Source organism: Bradyrhizobium sp. IC4059, assembly GCF_020193615.1.
In the GTDB taxonomy this organism is placed as follows: domain Bacteria; phylum Pseudomonadota; class Alphaproteobacteria; order Rhizobiales; family Xanthobacteraceae; genus Bradyrhizobium; species Bradyrhizobium yuanmingense.
Map to the genome: position 1 here is coordinate 113,459 of NZ_JADYVH010000003.1, position 18,060 is coordinate 131,518.

11 protein-coding genes are annotated in these 18,060 nt (G+C 58.0%); 10 read left to right on the forward strand and 1 reads right to left on the reverse strand.

The window, feature by feature from the left end; translation table 11 throughout:
• The first annotated feature begins 35 nt into the window (after positions 1–35).
• A complete protein-coding gene (locus I6F12_RS11000) occupies positions 36–1,286 on the forward strand; it encodes an MFS transporter (protein ID WP_225156214.1) in 1,251 nt (416 codons plus the stop codon).
• An 819-nt stretch (positions 1,287–2,105) separates the two neighbouring features.
• On the opposite strand, the gene I6F12_RS11005 is transcribed toward I6F12_RS11000, so the two are convergent.
• Positions 2,106–2,864, reverse strand: coding sequence for a GntR family transcriptional regulator (locus tag I6F12_RS11005; RefSeq protein WP_225156216.1), 759 nt, complete (start codon positions 2,862–2,864; stop codon positions 2,106–2,108).
• A 150-nt stretch (positions 2,865–3,014) separates the two neighbouring features.
• Between I6F12_RS11005 and I6F12_RS11010 the strand changes: the two genes are divergently transcribed.
• The 9 genes from I6F12_RS11010 (at position 3,015) to I6F12_RS11050 (ending at position 17,468) form a co-directional block, all read left to right on the forward strand.
• A complete protein-coding gene (locus I6F12_RS11010; protein ID WP_225156218.1) occupies positions 3,015–4,556 on the forward strand; it encodes an ABC transporter substrate-binding protein in 1,542 nt (513 codons plus the stop codon).
• Positions 4,557–4,560: 4 nt separating this feature from the next.
• The gene (locus I6F12_RS11015) at positions 4,561–5,553 is read left to right on the forward strand and encodes an ABC transporter permease (RefSeq protein WP_225156220.1); all 993 of its coding nucleotides are present in this window, start codon (positions 4,561–4,563) and stop codon (positions 5,551–5,553) included.
• The gene (locus I6F12_RS11020) at positions 5,550–7,124 is read left to right on the forward strand and encodes an ATP-binding cassette domain-containing protein (protein ID WP_225156222.1); all 1,575 of its coding nucleotides are present in this window, start codon (positions 5,550–5,552) and stop codon (positions 7,122–7,124) included. The genes I6F12_RS11015 and I6F12_RS11020 overlap by 4 nt, the downstream gene beginning before the upstream one ends.
• Complete coding sequence (locus I6F12_RS11025) at positions 7,121–7,903, forward strand: ABC transporter permease (RefSeq protein WP_225156223.1); 783 nt, start codon at positions 7,121–7,123, stop codon at positions 7,901–7,903. The genes I6F12_RS11020 and I6F12_RS11025 overlap by 4 nt, the downstream gene beginning before the upstream one ends.
• A 16-nt stretch (positions 7,904–7,919) precedes the next feature.
• Positions 7,920–8,879: a TIM barrel protein gene (locus I6F12_RS11030; RefSeq protein WP_225156224.1), complete on the forward strand. Its 960-nt coding sequence runs from the start codon at positions 7,920–7,922 to the stop codon at positions 8,877–8,879.
• 354 nt (positions 8,880–9,233) lie between these two features.
• Positions 9,234–9,953 (forward strand): Crp/Fnr family transcriptional regulator, encoded by a 720-nt coding sequence (locus I6F12_RS11035; protein ID WP_225156226.1) that lies wholly within the window; start codon positions 9,234–9,236, stop codon positions 9,951–9,953.
• 443 nt (positions 9,954–10,396) lie between these two features.
• Complete coding sequence (locus I6F12_RS11040) at positions 10,397–11,917, forward strand: porin (protein ID WP_225156227.1); 1,521 nt, start codon at positions 10,397–10,399, stop codon at positions 11,915–11,917.
• A 948-nt stretch (positions 11,918–12,865) separates the two neighbouring features.
• Complete coding sequence (locus I6F12_RS11045) at positions 12,866–13,198, forward strand: EamA family transporter (protein ID WP_346656310.1); 333 nt, start codon at positions 12,866–12,868, stop codon at positions 13,196–13,198.
• A gap of 2,143 nt (positions 13,199–15,341) precedes the next feature.
• Positions 15,342–17,468, forward strand: coding sequence for a prolyl oligopeptidase family serine peptidase (locus I6F12_RS11050; protein ID WP_225156231.1), 2,127 nt, complete (start codon positions 15,342–15,344; stop codon positions 17,466–17,468).
• Positions 17,469–18,060 lie beyond the last annotated feature (592 nt).

Sequence of the window (18,060 nt, forward strand, 5' to 3'; positions counted from 1 at the left end):
TTTAAAAAGACAATCGCGAGATGCGACCACCAAGTATGGGAACCGAACCGAGGAGAAGGCTAGCGGCGGCGATCTGGAAGGATGATCGAATCGTTGTCGCGGCACTGGGCGGTATAGAAATCATTAGCTACGGCACACTCTACTACAGCATCGCCGTTGTAGCGAACGATGTTGCCCGCGACCTCGCAGTCACAGATGGGTGGATATTTTCTTGTTTTTCCTTCGCTCTGTTTGCGAGCGCGCTAATGTCGTTGATTGCCGGTCGCCTTATGGACCGATACGGCGCCGCCAGAACGATGGAAATAGCCTCAGTTGTGGCAGCTATCAGCTTAGGAGTAGCCGCAGTCTCGTGGAATGCGACCGTATTCGCTGTCGCGTTATTCGGCATGCAAATAGCCTCCGCGTTTCTTTTTTACGAAGCTGCAGTTGTGTTCTTGGTCCAACGAGGTGGAATCCAGGCAAAGCGGCAGGTCACTCTGCTGACGTTGGTCAGTGGGTTATCATCAACGCTATTCTGGCCGCTCACCTCTTTGTTGCTCACTTTGATATCCTGGAGAGAGATCTTTGGGATCTACGCGGGCTGTAATGTACTCATTGCCCTTCCGTTAATGGTATGGGCTCGTCGGAGGCCCGCCCTTGGCGCTGCAGGTCTAGATAAATTGCACAACTCGCGGGTCCGCTCGCAATCCGCTCGCAAGGCGGTTGATTTTGCGTTGATAACGCTTGGTTTTTCGCTCGCCGCATTTATCATCTCGGCATTCCTTGGTCAGATGATTCCAATCCTTTCATCGGTCGGCTTAGGTCCGGTGGGCCCTTTCATTTCAGCGCTCTTCGGACCGTCTCAGGTCTTAATACTGCTTTTTGCGGCTTCGCTCACCGAGAGAATGGCCGAAATTGATCTCACCCTTCTCTCATGCCTCCTGCTCTCCGCGGCTACGCTTATCGTCGCACTAGCTTCTCACTCCGTCCTTGGAGTTGCGCTTTTCGTTGTCTTGCTTGGGTTCAGCGCCGGTCTAAACTGCATCTGTCGTGGAACGCTGCCCTTGGCGACGTACGGGCAGGACAGATACGGAAGTCGAGTTGGGTTGATCAACGGCTTTCGATTGTTATCGACGTCTCTTGCGCCATTATTCTTCAGTTCGGTCCAGGATCATTATGGCATCACCGCTGCATTAGCGTCCCTTGCCGTCTGCGGAGCGGGAAGCATGCTCGCGTTTGGGCTCGTGAGCATCCGATCAAGGCGATCACTAGAGCCGAGTGGTGGTGTGGTAAAGGGAAAGAAATGAGGTGCGACGTCAATCCTCAAGCACGAGTCACTAGCGATGCGACCGCCAACGTATGCCTGGCGTGTCTGAGCTTGCTCGTAACGCGCACAGTTGCAGCAAAGGCGGTACGTAGGAGCAAAGCGGGGAATGCGACTGCCAACAATCGAATAAAACGCAGGTCGACACAGACGTTGGAATCTGATCGGCGCGCATCGCGAATTCACCTTATTGTTTCATGGGAGCCGCAACGCGATCTTATCACCGCTTTGGCGTCGTGGTCCGGCTGCCCGACGGTAAGCCGGCATCATAATCGATAGCTTTCGGCCGAAACCATCGCCATCATTTCTGCAGGCCTGGTTAGGCTAGAAGGCGCGGCTTGTCGCGGAAAGATAACAGCGGACATTCTAGCTTTCGATCGTTGGGGGAAAGGCGATCGACTAAAATCCAGGTGCCGCGGGCGGATTGAGGTCGGCGAACTGCTCAGGGGCCTCTTTCTAAAGCCGGCAGTGGTCGCCGCCGTCGCGGGGCCTGTGAAATTGCATTTGTCCAGCGCGCAGGTCGCCGCAAAAACTGCAACAGCGATTTCACCAACGTTACGGCGATCACCGAGGACCGGCCTGTCGATCTGGTTATACTCCAATGGTCAATCGCTTTTGGCCGTGGGGTTTCAACCGCGGCATCGCGGCGCATTCGCGCTGTGCTCGGGCGATGCTTGTGGACCTCTCAAGCAGCGACATCTTTGGCCTTCGCGTCAAGACACAGATAGCAAGTGGCGGAACCATGGTCTAAAGTCGGAGTCTGACCGGCGAGTTATTCACGGCGTTGCGAGGGTCATCAATTCTACAATCTGTCGAAACGAAATTGGACTCTATCGGCGGCATAGATCACCCGGTAACACCAGACCGGTTCACCGTGCTGATCGATGCTTGATGCGCGCTTTTCCATGACCGGCCGAGCCAGGGATTGATCCAGCAGGGACGCCTCCTCCTGGCTCGGCATCCGCGCGAGCAGGTTGACGTCGATCTGGGCTTTTTCCACCAAAGCGAAGTGCTGTAGCGCGTCTTCGACATTTGCCTCGGGACCAAGCGCCGAGACGAAACCGTCGAAACGCGGTAGTTCCAAATAGCACGTGCTCAAGGCGAGGGGGCGGTTGTCGGCCTCGCTGACGAGTCGGATTCGTAAGGCCGAAGAGCCTAGCGGTAAGCGAAGGGATTGCCGCACCCAGTCGTCGGCTTGGACGATATCCGCCGCGAGCAACCTACGGCTCGGCCTCATGCCATTGTCGATGACGTTCTTCGAAAAAGTGTGGCGTCCGCTTAGATGATATTTGATCGCGTCGAGTTCCACGAACGAGCCACGCCCGTGTTCAATGCGGATGATCCCCTTGCTCTGAAGGCTCGCTAGGGCCTTGCGAGCCGTCATGCGGCTCACGGCAAAGCGTTCAGCGACTTTGGTGTCGGATGGCAGCGGCCTGTTGATCTCGAAATGCCCGCTCAGGATCTCCTGCTTCAGCGTTTTCGCGATGAAGCGCCAACGGGGGCCTTCCAAGGCATTGCAATCGGCTTCATCCACATCGAGAGGGCCATCGACTTTATCCATATTGTATCCATTCTGTGTCATGAGGCTGTCATCTTAACTCGTATATACGAGTGCGGCCGTCAAGGGCGGGCTGCTTGGCAAACACAAGCGGCGGCTGTTCCAAGCGGACCAATACTCGATGGGGGTGAGGCCGCTGCCATGACATCTCAAATGATCACGCGTCGCAACTTCACTGGTTTGATCGGTGCCGCTGCCCTGTCCACGGCGTCGCCGCCCTCCATGGCCCAGCAAACTGCGCCTCGGCGCGGCGGTCGCGTGCGGATCGTTCTACAGGAGACGGCTTCCTCGTCATTACTTGATCCGACCAAGGTTGCGTCGTGGGCGGTCTATTTCGCCTATGAGCTGATAGGAGCTCGCCTCGTCAATGTCGATTCGCATCTTCAGCCTATTCCGGCCCTGGCGGAGAGCTGGGAAGCCGCCAACGGCAAGGTGAACGACTGGATCTTTCGCCTGCGTCGCGGCGCCGAGTTCCACGATGGCAGATCGTTCACGGCGCGGGACGTGATCTACACCATCAATCGATTGCGCGATCCGGTAGCGCAGTCGCCTCTGCGCGTGCTTGTTGATCACGTGAGCGATATCGTTGCTGAAGACCCGCAGACGGTCCGCTTTAAGCTGACACGTCCCGATGCCGACTTCCCGCTGCTGCTCGCCCAGGATCGCTTCCATATCTTGCCTGAGGGATATTCGCGCTTCGACAAGCCACTTGGTGCGGGTGCCTTCATCGCCAATGGTCTAGATCCGGCTGGTGTTAACACATATCGCCGTAATCCGAACTTCTGGGACAGCGGCAAGCCCTATCTCGATGAGGTCTCATTTCAGGGCAACCAGGATCCAATCGCGCGCGTTTCGGCCTTGCTCGCCGGGGACGTTGACGCTGTGCAGACAATTAGCTTCGCGCTGGCTAAACGCGTGGGCGCGGCGACCGGCCTTGAGGTCGTGTCATCGCCCAGCGGTGTACACAACGTTGTCGCGATGCATGTCGACAAGGCGCCCTTCGACCGCGTCGAGGTGCGCGAGGCACTAAAATGTCTGTTCGATCGTTCCCTTCTCCGCGACAAACTGTGCGTGGGGCAGGCGAGCATCGGCAATGACCATCCCATTCCTCCGTTTAGTCCGTTCTACCATTCCGAGTTGCCCATCAGACCCTACGATCCCGATCGGGCGCGGACGCTGCTTCGCCAGGCTGGCGTCGATCTCGGTCAACTCATTTTGCACGCCTCCGAGGCCGTTACGCCCAATGTTGCTGTCGACCTCGCGCAGATGTTTGCCGATACGGCGCGCCAGGCCGGCGTCAATGTGCAGGCGCGACGGGATCCCGTTGCTGGCTATTGGGACAATATCTGGCTCAAAGAGCCGCTGATGGTGGGTGGTTGGGGCACGCGCTACACACCCGACGCTATGCTGCGCGTCGCCTATCGATCCGACGCCAAATGGAATGAGACACGGTGGAGGCGCCCCGAGATCGACCGCATGATGGACGATGCCGTGGCCACGACTGATTTAGCCCGTCGGCGGCTGTTGTACTGGGGGATCCAAGAGGCGATCCACGAAGAGGGCGGTGCCGCCATCCCACTGTTCTTCAATCAGCTTGACGCCAAGGCGAGCTATGTCAAAGGCGTTGCACCGTCACCGCTCGGAGCGCTCAAGGGCTCCGCGTTCTCCGAGATATGGCTCGATCGCAAGGTTTGATCCCGTGGAAGTGCTAACACCATTTCACGCCGCGCCTGAGCGCGTGCATTCAAAGCGTGCCACAGCGTGGCTGCTGTTGCGTGGCATCCTCACGCGTGTTGCCATTCTTATCGGTGCATCCGCTCTGATCTTTCTCGGAACGGCAGTCATTCCGGGGGATTTTGTCACAGAGTTGCTGGGCCAGGACTACACTCCGGAGCTCGCTCAACGCATGCGCGTTGACCTCGGCCTCGATCGTGGCCTTGTGGAACGCTTCGCCCTCTGGCTCTCCGCCTTCTTGACCGGCGATATTGGCCACTCATTTACGACCCGGACCGGTGTCTGGGAAGTGGTCGAGCCTCGACTCGAAAACACCCTCGCTCTCGCTGCCGTGACGCTTTTGTGGTTTCCGGTCGCGATTGCGGTGGGGCTTGGAGTGTTCATGACTGGCCGACGTACCCGGCATTTCTTCAGGCTCGTGACGCAAATTGTCATCTGCACGCCGGAATTCCTAATCGCCTATATCTTCATCTATGTGTTCGCCGTGGAGCTTAGGCTTTTACCTGCGGTTTCGCGCATTTCGCAGGGACAGCCTTTCCTGGATCAGCTCCGTCTCCTCATTCTGCCGAGCGCTTGTCTCGGCGTCGGCATGGTCGCCTATGTCGGGCGGATGGTGCTCGCGCTGCTCGCCACGGAGGAGCGCATGGATTACTTCGAGTTTGCCAGGCTCAAAGGATTTGGCCGGGGCGAAACTGCGCTGCGTTATGCATTGCCTGCGATTACACCATCGATCCTCAATCTCGCACTGACTTATTGCGCCTATCTGCTGACGGGCGTGCTCGTGATCGAAGTCGTGTTCGGCCTTGCGGGGCTTGGTGACCTCACCGTGTCCTCTGTTGTATGGCGCGATATCCCCGTACTGCAGTTCTGCGCGATGCTGATTACCGGCATCTATATGCTGCTCTATTCATTGTCCGATCTCGTGAGCGGTCGCTTCGTCGGGAGGACAGCGCTGTGACCGAGGTGCTGCGGATACGTGATCTCACAGTAGAAATCGCAAGCTCGGACAGCGCCGTGAACCAGATCGGCGCGCTTAGTGCCACTTTTGTGGGCGGTCGCCTCCATTCCGTCATAGGCCCCTCAGGCATCGGTAAGACGAGCCTGTGCCTGGCGCTTATCGGCTGGCAGCGTCCCAATCTCCGTATCACGGGTGGCGATACCTCATTTCTGGGCCGATCACTCACCGAAATGGCCCCCCGTGATCGGCAGGCGCTTTGGGGGCGGGACATCCTCTACATTCCCCAGTCGTCAGCCACGACCCTCGTTTCGAGCCGTGGTGTAGTCGATCAACTCGCTGCCTTTCCCGGGGACACGAGCTCGCAACGCATTGAGCGCAGGCTTCTGCTTCGCAGCGCCTTCGATCGCCTCGATATTCCAGGGTTCGACGAGAACCGCTATCCGCACCAATATAGCGGCGGCCAGCTGCAGCGCATTCTCGTCTCTAGCTTGTTCTGCGCTTCACCGCGCCTCGTCATCCTGGATGAACCGACGAGTTCGCTCCAGCCGGCGCTGAAGAGCACCGTCATGACTGCCATCAAAGCGCGTATTCAAGAGATCGGCGCTGCAGCCATAGTGGTGACCCATGAGCTCGCTTTTTTCGAAGCCTTGTCGGATGGAGCCATCGACCTTGCCCGGCATCTGAAGCGACCGCTTCCCACCAAAGCGAGCACTTCTCGCCAAAAAGACCGCAACAGCATAAGGGCGCTTGCCCCAGAAAACCGTCCTACTCCTCTCGACTCGAACACGGGCAAATCACAGCCGCGGCATGCTGTGCCGCTCCGTATCGACCGACTGAGCGTGCATGCGCCAAGCGGGCGTCCGCTTGTCGCCGATGCCTCGTTCTCGCTGGGCGCTGGTAGCTGCATCGGTCTTGTCGGCCCGTCCGGCGCAGGTAAGACGACGGTTCTTCGTGCACTTCTTGGTCAGCACCGTGACTCCTCGGGGGAGATCTTGGTCGGAGGGCGCCGTCTACCACTCCACTATTCGGCCCGCACAACCGCCGAGAAGCGTGTTTTCGAGTACGTCCCTCAGTCGGTTCGGTTGCACCTCAACCCGGCGCTGACGATTGCCTATCTGATCGGCCGCAGATTGCGTCAGGCCGGGGGCGGCGAGAACTCAAACGAGGCTGCAAAGGTTCTCGACTCGGTTTTTCTTCCGACAGGTTATCTGCGCAAGCGCGTGTCAGAGCTTTCGGGCGGGGAATGCCAACGGCTTGGGATCGCCTTGGCTCTTGCGTCGCGGCCACGCATTCTTCTCCTCGACGAGGTGACGGCCTCGCTCGACTCTGCCAATGGCGCTCTTGTCGTGGAGCTTCTGTGCAAAGTACGGGATCATCGTTCGGTCAGCATGCTCTTCGTTTCACATCAGCCGGACATGGTGGCGCGGCTCGCCGATGAAGTGGTCGAAATGCGTGCCGGACGCGTGCTCTCCTCTGTGATCAGTGTCGACGCGACATCGCCTCCCACGACGTTCCCGAACTGGGCGAGCGCTTTCGAGCCGGCGCATTCTGTTCGACGGGGCCGCACATGAGGGTTGCCGTTTTCGCGATCTTTTCGCTGGTTCTCTTCATGGCGCCATCCTTGATCGACGCGCGATGGACGGAGCGTTACGGCGCCGAGCGGTTCGAGCCACCATCCGCGACACACCTTCTTGGAACGGATCACCTCGGGCGAGATCTATTCGCCGAGACACTCGCGGCTGGCCGTGAGACCATGCTCATTTCCGTGACTGCGGCATTCGTCGCCTTTGGTCTCGGCCTCGGCCTCGCGGTGCTCACGGGCCTGTCGAGCGGTTTCGGCGGCTCGGTGCTCGCCCGATCGATGGATGCGCTGATCGCGATCCCGGGTCTGATCATCGCCTTCGTGCTGATCGCGGCCCTCGGATCGAGTACGTCCAGCCTGATCGCGGTCATCATCGTCGTCGAATTCTGCCGTGTGTTCCGATCCCTGCGCGCGCCCGTCGCTCAGGTAATTGCGCAGCCGTTCGTGGAGATCTCGCGTATTCGCGGAGAGGGCATCGGCTACCTCATCTTTCGTGACGTCTGGCCAAATATACGGGCCTATGCAGCGGTAGAACTCATCAACCGCTTCGTGTCGTGCCTGATGTTCCTGAGCGCGCTCAGCGTGTTGGGCCTCGGTGTGCAGCCCCCGGCAAGCGATTGGGGCACACTCATCAAACTCAATGCGGCGGGTCTTCTTCTCGGATCGCCTGCGCCAATTCTTCCTGGCCTATTCATCCTTACTACCTCGCTGCTTGCCCTTTGGGCCGTCGGCGAGGAGCGTCTCACCGCGTCCCGCAACCGACCCTGACACTTCGAAACAGGACATGACCAAGCTGTTCTTGCACTCTTACGGCCTGCGCTATCACTATCGTTACAAACCCGGCTTCGACGTCTTCTCATTGATCGATATCGCAGCCGAGCTCGGGTTCGACGGGATCAACGTATCAGCTCACCTTCCGGGCTACGTTGAAATCTCCGGACGCGAACGCGATCACCTTCGCAAGGTGCGACGCCATCTCGATCATCGCGGGCTACTCATCGACATCGAGACCCGCGGGACCGAGGTCGCCCATCTAAGCGATTGCCTCGCCATGGCCGCTGACGTCGGAGCTGGATACCTCAGGACCTTCACGACAGGTGCGCCGGATCGCCGCCAGCGCGTGAGTGAGGCAAAGAGGAATTTATCTCAGCTCACTCCGATAGCCGAGCGGGTCGGCATTCCAATTCTCCTGGAGAACCACGAAGATTTGTGCGGTGCCGAGGTCGCGGAGATCCTCACATCGGTCAATAGCGCTTGGATCCGCGCGTTGTTCGATTATGTCAATTCGATGATCTTCTTTGAGCATCCCTGTGATGCTCTGGAGGCGATGGAGCCCTGGGTATGCTCCGCGCATCTAAAGGATTGCGTGCTATTACCCCCTGTGCGTCAGGGTGAGGAGGGGACCCTGCTCGGTGTGCCGATCGGTTCCGGCGTTGCACCTGTCGCAAAGCTGACGCAAAAGCTCGCAAGCCTCGGGCTCGACCGCATCTGCTTCGAGAACACGTGGTCTTATCGCGCCCCGCTGCGCGACCGACGCGGCGCGGGTGAGCCTGGAGAATCCATTTTTGGTTGGGCAAATCTCCGGGGACTGCCCGCCGAGTGGATGATTAATGCCGCCGAAATGGCGCAGTCGGCCCCTGGAAAGGTGGTTGAGCTGGAGATGCAAGCTCTCGATCAATCCCTCTGCTGGCTTAGAAAACTGTCTATCGGCACCGGCCTGACGAGGTCGGATGCGAAGGCATAGCCCACCGGATGCTCCCGGGCGCGCAGGAGATGTCCCCGATCAGTGATGGTTCTGTGAGGGCGGTGATGGGTTCAACATCATTCAGAACTTGCTCGAAGGCGATAGAGACGGATCGCGACAGAAGTGTGGAGTTCGACATGTCTCCGGACGACGGCGCCGGCCCAGCTGCGGGGCCCATCTGTTTCGTGGCCGGGCTTGGACTGTGCGCTTCTAGGCGGAAACCAGCGGATCGTCCTTCTCGCAGTTTAAGAACTCCCGTCGGTTCATACCTAACTCGCGTTGGATGATGTGACTCAAGAGCAGAGCAGTCTATCGATGCTTCCGCGCCCTGGCAGCTGCGTGGTGCGGGCGAGTATGCGGTCCTTTGTCAAGAATGCGATCCTGGCGAGGCTGCCTCTCGAAGATCTCGCAGCAATAGGGCAGTGTCTTGAGCCTGTCGTTCTAAGAGAACGCATCGTTCTGCAAGAGCCGAAAAGGAATGTTGATTACGTCTATTTCATAAAATCGGGACTCGTATCGCTAAGGATTGTCACCTGCGGCATTATTCTTGAAACGGCGGTAATAGGATTTCGGGGGGCGGTCGGCGCTTCGGTCCTATTGGGAGGTCATCTCTCGACGCATCAATCTGTCGTGCTTTTTCCTGGAACCGCTCTCAGGATCCGCGTCAAAGATTTGCGTCAGCTGATGAACGAGCGTCCGCAAATCCGGGAACAGCTCTCTCGCTACGTCGACGCTCTATCATTGCATTGCGCTCAGACAGGATTCTGTGGCGTTTGGCACCATCGCGAAAAGCGGCTCGCGAGCTGGCTCTGTCTATCGAGTGACGCTGCTGACACTCATGTGCTCCCAGTTACCCATGACTACCTTTCGTCCGTCTTGGGATTGCCTCGTCCGGGGATAACCGAGACCCTGAACAAGTTTGCCGAACAGCGTCTTATTCGCAAGGTGCGCGGCGTGTTGCGGATCGATGAACGCAAGTGCCTCGAGCAAAGGGCATGCACTTGTTACAAGCTTGTTTCCGAGGCGTATGCCTCCTCGGGATCCGCAATTGCAGCGAAAGAGTCGACCAACTAAAACAGCGCAGCGAATCTTCTGTTCAATTTGTAAACGATTGTGCGGCAGGTGTCGCCTGGAGGTGCGCAGGCATATGCCTCGGCTAATGCTTTCAGGACGTTCAGCTTCAATCTCATGACGCAAGATGCGTTGCTATGAAGCATACGTTCTTAGCCGATTGCAGTCCGAAGCATACAGTTGTGAGGCGATTAGAGCACACCTGCCAGAGCGAGCGTGAAGGTTCGTCTGTTTCCTACACAGTTTCCGCGCCGATAACGAGGGTGATCTGACAACATTGCGATGCGAGCTGCGGAATGGTCCGCGCCGCGACGTTCACTGGTTTAATCAGTCAGGTGGCGTTCGAATAAAGCCCTTTAGGTCGAGAGTGATTGGGGGCGAAGGTGATGGTCTCTTCGGTGCGCCTTGCTGGCCGCCTTTGAGATGGTACAGTTTAGAGGCCTGTTATGAAGTTGGTGGAGAAGTTTTTGTTCGGTTCGGCGGTCGGTCTGATCGCCGTGGTCGAGGCGCATGCAACCGATCTTCCCTGGAAGGCCAGGCCAGTCGAGTACGTGAAGATCTGCTCGTTGTATGGGGCCGGCTTCTATTACATTCCCGGCACCGATACGTGCATCAGGTTGGGCGGGTATCTGCGCGTCGAAACCACACTGAACACGAGCGGCCATTATGACATGCCCAGCAGCGGCGTCCCTGGCGCTCGTAATCGCCTGACGGACTATTACAGTACACGTTCTCGCGAGTATCTTTCTATCGATACACGCACTGCGACCGAATATGGTGTAGTGCGCACCTTCTTCGATGGCGCCTTTACCTGGACCACAGGTACCTATGCCGGCGTGGGTACAACTGGCGTGAATGGTTCGACAGCGTACACGTCGTCACTCGGTTCTGCGATTGGCGCTGGTTCCCTTGGTGTCTATAACGCCTTCATCCAGTTCGCTGGGTTCACTTTCGGCAAGGCGACTTCGCAGTTCAGCTCGCCTTGGACTGGATATCCTGGGAACAACATCGAACTGCCTGGCGGCGGCGGCTGGGAGCCAGTGAACCAGTTCACTTACACCGCTGACCTCGGTCAAGGAGTCACGGCTTCGTTCTCAGTCCAGGATCAAGTCGCCAACTACACGAGCAATGTCTGGAACGTGAGTGCGGCGACAGCCACCGGTCTAGCCGTCGGCGCATACGGTGCCAACGACATCGGCGGTTCGCGCACACCAGACCTTATCGGTATGGTGCGCGTTGACCAGGCTTGGGGCCTCTTCCAGGCGTCGGTTGCTGCACATGACAACCATGCTGCATATTATGGCGCATCCGAAGTCACGGGCAATCCGAGCGACAAGTGGGGCTGGGCCGGTCAGTTGGCATTGTCCATCAAGAACGTCCCGACGGGACCGGGTGATACCATCAACATCCAAGGCGTGTATACGAGCGGCGCGAGCCGCTACAACTTCGATAGTTATAAGTCGACCACCTACGCGATGTATGGTGGCACCGGCCTTGCGGGAGCTTACCAAAGCATCGCGCTTGCTGGCATCTCTGACTCGGTGTTCGTAACTGGCGCCGGCCAGGAGTTGACCACGAGCTACGGCTTTAACGGCGCGTACACCCACAATTGGGATCCTTATTGGAGTAGTGCCATCTACGGTGCGTGGACGGCTGTGCGGTACAACGACACGGCCAAGGGCTACGTCTGCGGCGCGTTCGTCACGGCCCTCGCGTTGTCAAGCGGCGGTTCGGGCTGTAATCCCGACTTCAACTATGCCGTTCTTGGCACAGTTACGCGTTGGACTCCCGTCAAGAATCTGACTTTCTCGGCTGAACTCTCTTACATGGTGCTCGACCAGAAGTACGCGAGCGGAAGCACTGTGACGCTGCCGCAGCAATCCAATATCGCTAAGCCGGGTACTGTGTACGAACTCAAGGATCAGAATAGACTGACGTTGCTGCTGCGCGCTCAGCGCAACTGGTAGATCTTGCGAACTAGCGAAAGGAGAAAAGTAACGCCTCTATAGATCAACGCTAACCTCCAAGAAGGCTTTCGGCATGTCCGTCGGAAGCCTTCCAACTCAGACGCGATGATCCGATTCAAGATCGTGTCTACGGCGCAGCCACGTGCGTCCGCGAATGCCTTCCGCAATCTTGAAGTCCACATTAGTTCGAGGGACGCTAGGCAAGCCTAGCCGCGAAACATGCTTTCAGCCGAGCACAGTACAAATGTCGAGGCGTTGGAAATGCTCGCGGAGCGGTACTTAAGCTCGTATGTTCTTGACGTGGTTCCCGCGCCAATGACGAACGCGATCTGCGAACGCAACCATGCTTACGCGGACCCGTCGGCGCCGAGATGTTCGCTGGCTTTTCCAATCGTTTCGCCAACATAGCCGATCCTGAGAGATCATCTAACAACAACACCGTCGCTGGGAGGAGTCCAAGGCATGAAAAGTGTCAGGAAGGTTCTTGTACAGGCCGGGCTTGTTTTGGCATGGAGCTGAGATTTCATCGGTGCACGGATGATCAATGGCGGAGAATCGGGTTACCTGGTCCTCTTCTGGAGGTTCGCAATGGCTGCAGTCATATTCTCTCCATGGCTGGGCCTGACATTGATCCGAAGGGTGGCGGCTGCGCGACGTTGCGAACGAAAGCTGTCTTGGCTCTTAGCAATGTTCTGCTCCATTACTTTGCAGTAAAGGCCGTCGCAATAGGCCTGCTTCCTGGAACGGCAGCATTGGTAAGTGCATTGCAGCCTCGTGCAACGACCATTTGCGTTGGGTTAGGCGAGAGGATTTCTGCCAGAAAGTGGCTGGGGTCTTTGATTGCTCTTGCAGGCGTAGTACTTGCAACGGGAGGGCCAACAGGGCATGGCCCGCCTTCGGCTTATGGATTGGCGGTAGCAGCTACGCTATGTCTGGTGTTGGCGACGCTTGTTTCAAAATCTGAGTCCCAACTCTATGTCCATTTTTCCTGCATTAGCAGTACAAAGCGCGGTCTCAGCGCTTTGTATGCTCCCCTTGGCCGTTCTGGATGGAAGACTCGCTCCTCACATGACGGCGCAATTTGCCACTGTCGTCCTGTGGTTCGTAATTATCTCAACCGCCGTGGGTTATGGACTTTACTGGTTCTGCCGACGGGAAAATGCGGCGAGTGAAGTTGCAATCCTGATCTATCTTACTCCCGTGATTACGGCGGCCTGGGCGTACGTTGTGTTTGGAGAGCCGACGGCAATGAAGGCAACTCTCGGATATTTTGAGGCGTGATAGGTATAGCTATAGGAAACGGCGCGTTCACGGCAAATTAAACTTAAGCCAAAAGTGAGATTGCCGGTTTTCCAAATAATCGATTTTCCAATTCACACTTCTGTCGCGAGTTGCAGGCGCGCATGGCGCCGGAGATGATCTCGTCTTCATTCCGATCGGATACGGACCGTACGTCCGCCCACGTCGGCGGAACTAAGCTGGCAAGGCCGAATCTTGCGATCTGTTAGTGCCCGGATCGCATGCGAATGCCCATCTAGTGACGTCGACCGTCTCGGGTAGACGGGCTTCTCGATAACGCTCAACCTGCCGCTGATCTCGCGCTTTGTGTATGCAATTCTCCTCCCGTTGAACCCATTCGCCGGCGCTGCCCCCTAGCTGACAGGGAAGTTGGGGCGGCACCAGTTTTACTGATGCAACGGGGGGCGCACCGAGCAACATCCTGGCGAGGAAAGTGGCCGCGCAGAAAGAACTTCGGGCCATCCGCCCTGATTCGCAGTGCCCCTGGCACGAATAGCGCGGTTCCCAAGTTGATGGATGGCAAGGCTAAGCTGGATCAAAATTGCTCACGCCGGGCTCTCCTTTGTGAAGGTGCACTCCGCGATCAGCAGATCTTCGCTGGTGTTGGTTTCGGAGCATCTGAGATCGTCGCAGCGTGCCGCTGTCACCTGTAGGACACGCTTTTCACTGGTTGAGCAAGAAGCTCCGAGCAGATCGTATTCGAGCATCGACTTCATCAGTTCGCGACCGCTCGGGGCCGATCTGCATAAGCTCGGCATCGAGCGGCCGACCGGCTTTTTTCTGCACACGCCATGGCCGCCCCCCCGGATGTCGCGCGCGGAAGAGGGATACGACGAGCCGTGAAGTCGGCCTTTGACGCTTTAGCGGCCCCACGGAAGCATACACAGGACAGACTGTGGGATCTGCCGGCGGCGACAGCTTCACGCCATGATCATCGCGGACAAGAGGTCGGTGCCCGAGAGGACTGACCGAACGAAAAGCATAGCACGGTGGATGACAGGCTTCTGTAGCAGGACAGAGGAGCAGTCCAGGTCTTTGGCGCTGACGCGGTTCTTGCAGACCGCGCAGGCCTAGGAAATCAAGGCATCATGCGAGTGGTCCATCACCAGAACGGGGGCGATACACTCATGTTCTATGCCTGAACGACGCTGATGCGAGTGGTGGCGGCGCCAGTCGGCGCGCTGGTGCCCGTTGATCGCTCCGCGGCGAAAAGCGGCGCTTGCTCTGAGGCCGCAACAGCACCGCTACGGAACAGTTCGCAGCGAGGGTTGCACGGGCCTTGAACGGCCGCGGATGATCAGGCAGCAGCGGGCATTCTCGATCGAAAATCTCGCCCTTGATCTCGTTTGTGTCATAGGGCTTCGATGAGGGCCACGGCTCGTGCGTCGGTCCCCGCCCCGTGGATCAGGATCGTTTAAGCTGGACCGTAACTCCCTCAATTGCTGCTGATGCCCAGCTTCATTTCGCCATTTTGTTGCGCAGAAGAACCTGATCTGGTGCTTGTATGTTGTTTGTTGGCTCAATCCCAAGACGTGTTGCAGCGTAGGTCGTTTCTTGGGCATTTTTACTCTCCTCGTCTCGAGCACAATTCTCCCGGCAATCAGTTAACGAATCGAGTTATCGGCGTGACTTCGTGTGTTGCGCAAGGAAAAATCTCCTCCAACTCGGCAATGCTTGCAGCCGACGGGTCGGAGATCGCCATGCATACCACCCTTAGCATGATGTCGATCTGGCTGCTGATCAATGCGCTGATCGTTGTCCTGATGATGCCCGTCGACAAGTCTGCCAGGTGATCCAACCAGCAGAACCTCGGATGCGGAGGTAAGCAGCATCGCTGCGTCCCAGTCTTGCCACTGAAGATCGAAAAATGCTGGCGCTGTCTCACAGGCTGTCCGCCGACACGCTGTGATGTCCGCTTGGCAACCAATGGCGGCAACGGAACATGGTCGTGCAGCCCCCGAACGGCTGAAACTTGCGACTCCTTAGCCGGCACGCAGCTTGCAGTGAGCGGCGCATGACATAGCGCAAGCCGCGCTATGTCATGCGCTTGCACGGTTTCCGCCGCGTCTGCTTGACGCGCCAGGGCCGGCCAGCGTGGCCCGCCGATCTTATCGGGAAAAAGTCCATGAACACGCCACCACTCTTGTCCGCGGTGTTGCCTTCGATTGCTAGCGCTACGTCCACGGCGTTTTCGCAGGAGCGAACGGATGCGGCGGTGACTGACGACCCATTCCTTTGGCTCGAGGAGATGGAAGGACCAGGCGCGTTGGCTTGGGCTCGCGGCGAGAACGAGAAGACGCTCGGGGTGCTTCAGTCAGATCCTCGCTATCGGCCCTTCTACGAACAGGCGCTCTTCATCCTGCAGGCTAAAGATCGGATCGCAGATGTTCCATCCGAAGGGGGCGGTTTGGAGCAGTTCTGGCGAGACGAGAATCAGGTGCGCGGCGTCTGGCGGCGCACCACGCGTGAGAGCCATCGTAGCCAACACCCAAAGTGGGAAACCATCCTCGACGTGGACGCTTTGGCCGCCGCCGAAAACAGAAATTGGGTCTTTCAAGGTCACAGCTGCCTTCCGCCTGAAGGGCGCCGTTGCCTGATTAGTCTTTCCGATGGCGGAAAGGATGCCGTGTCCATACGAGAGTTCGATCGCGCCGCCAAGACCTTCGTCGCGGACGGCTTTCATCTCCCCGAGGGCAAGCAGGACGTCAGCTGGGTCGATGGTGACACCCTCCTTGTTGCACGGGACTGGGGCGAGGGGACTTTGACGCAAGCCGGCTACGCTTTTGTGGTGAAGGAGCTCAAACGTGCTCAGCCGCTCAGTGAGGCTCGCGAGATCTTTCGGGGCGAGCCCACCGACGTTGGGGCGTCCCCCTTCGTGCTTCGTGACAGCGAGGGTCATATTCATGCGACCGGCGCCGCCCGCGCAATCAGCTCTTTCGAGTCCGAGTATGTGGTCTTCCGCCCCGATGGGCCCGTCAAGCTCAATCTGCCGAAGAAGGCCGAGATCGCCACGCTCGCGTGCGGCCGCCTGCTTGTGAAACTTGATGAGGACTGGACACCGTCCGAGGGCATCCGCTTCACGGCCGGCTCGATGATCTCGTATGACCTCGATGAATGGAAACAGGATCCTTTGCGCGCCAAACCATCGCTCGTCTTTCAGCCTGGGCCCCGGCAGGCACTGAGCGAGTTCACTCACACAAGGAACTTTTTGATTCTGACGATCCTTGAGAACGTTCAGAGTAAAGCCTTCCTCTACAAGTACGATCAGGGAGCTTGGTCGGCGACACCGATCCCGCTGCCGGAAGATACAAATGTCAGCCTGTCAGCCACCTACGATGAAGCCGACCGGGTCATATTCACCGTCTCGAGCTATCTCAGACCAACCTCAGTTTGGTCTTTTGATGCCGAACGCAAAAGCTTGGAGGAATTGAAGAAGGCACCCTCTGCCTTCGATGCGTCGAACCATGTCGTGGAGCAGCTCGAAGCCATTTCGCGTGATGGCACGTCAGTTCCCTATTTTCTGGTGCGGCCCAAAAACGCAAGGTTTGACGGCACGATCCCGACACTTCTCCATGGCTATGGCGGTTTCCAGGAGTCGCAACTGCCCTCTGATCTGGGATCGATGGGGCGGATATGGCTCGAACAGGGCAATGCCTATGTCGTTGCGAACCTGCGCGGGGGCGGTGAGTTTGGTCCACAATGGCACCAAGCGGCCCAGGCGGCAACGAAGCAGACGACATGGGATGATTTCATTGCCGTTGCCGAGGACCTGATCCGTCGGAAGATCACGAGTCCACGCCGGCTGGGCGCGATTGGCGGCAGCCAGGGCGGCCTGCTCGTTGGCGCCGCGATCACCCAGCGTCCCGAGCTCTTCAACGCGGCGATCATCGAGGTGCCGCTATTCGATATGCTTCGATACACCAAGCTGGGCGCGGGCGCCTCCTGGATCGGCGAGTACGGTGACCCCGCCATTGCCGAGCAGCGTGCGTGGATCGAAGGCTACTCGCCATACCAGAAGCTGGTGGCGGGCAAGACCTATCCCGCTCCCTTAATTCTTACCTCCACCAAGGACGACCGCACGCATCCAGCGCACGGCCGCAAAGCCGCCGCGAAGCTCGCCGCGCTGGGCCAGCCTTACTTCTATTACGAGAACATCGACGGCGGACACAGCGCCGCGGCCAATCTCATGGAAGATGCGCGTCAACTCGCCCTTGAATACACCTATGCATCGAGGCGGCTTTGTTCTGAGTAAGATCGGCGGACGGGCTGATCGAAGCCGATAGACTAGAGACAATTGGTTATCTCAACTCCTCACGTTGCTCAGCTGAATTCATGGAACGCAAGGCGAGAGAGCTGATGAGGGTGGGCGGACTCGATGAAGCTCGTCAGATGCGCGAATTACCGGTCTGAACAGCCTCCACCGCTGTCGAGCGGATTTCCTGGCGTCACAAGCACAACATGACGAGCTGGAATTAAGTTGCTAGATGGGCTTCCTTGAGGATTGTCAATCCGCGCCATGCCTGCATTGAGCTACGTGACATGCTCTGATCAACCATCTATTTCTCGTACGGCGAAGTCGCTACGCAAGTGGTCACGGATGCGACCGATTGCATATTCCTCCGCGCAGTCGCCGTCAGAGGCCGCGGCGACGCAGGAACGGCAGATCCAATCGACGCACAGCGTGACGCAGCAGTCGCCTTGGCTGCCACCCCGGCTGCGAAGCGCGCGGCACTTAACTCAGGTAAAGTGCTATCGTTCTCACGCAGCATAGATCCAAATCGACAGCGATTGTTGATGGGTCTGGAATGATTGTCTTTCCGCGGTAAGAAAGCGTTCGCGCAGGG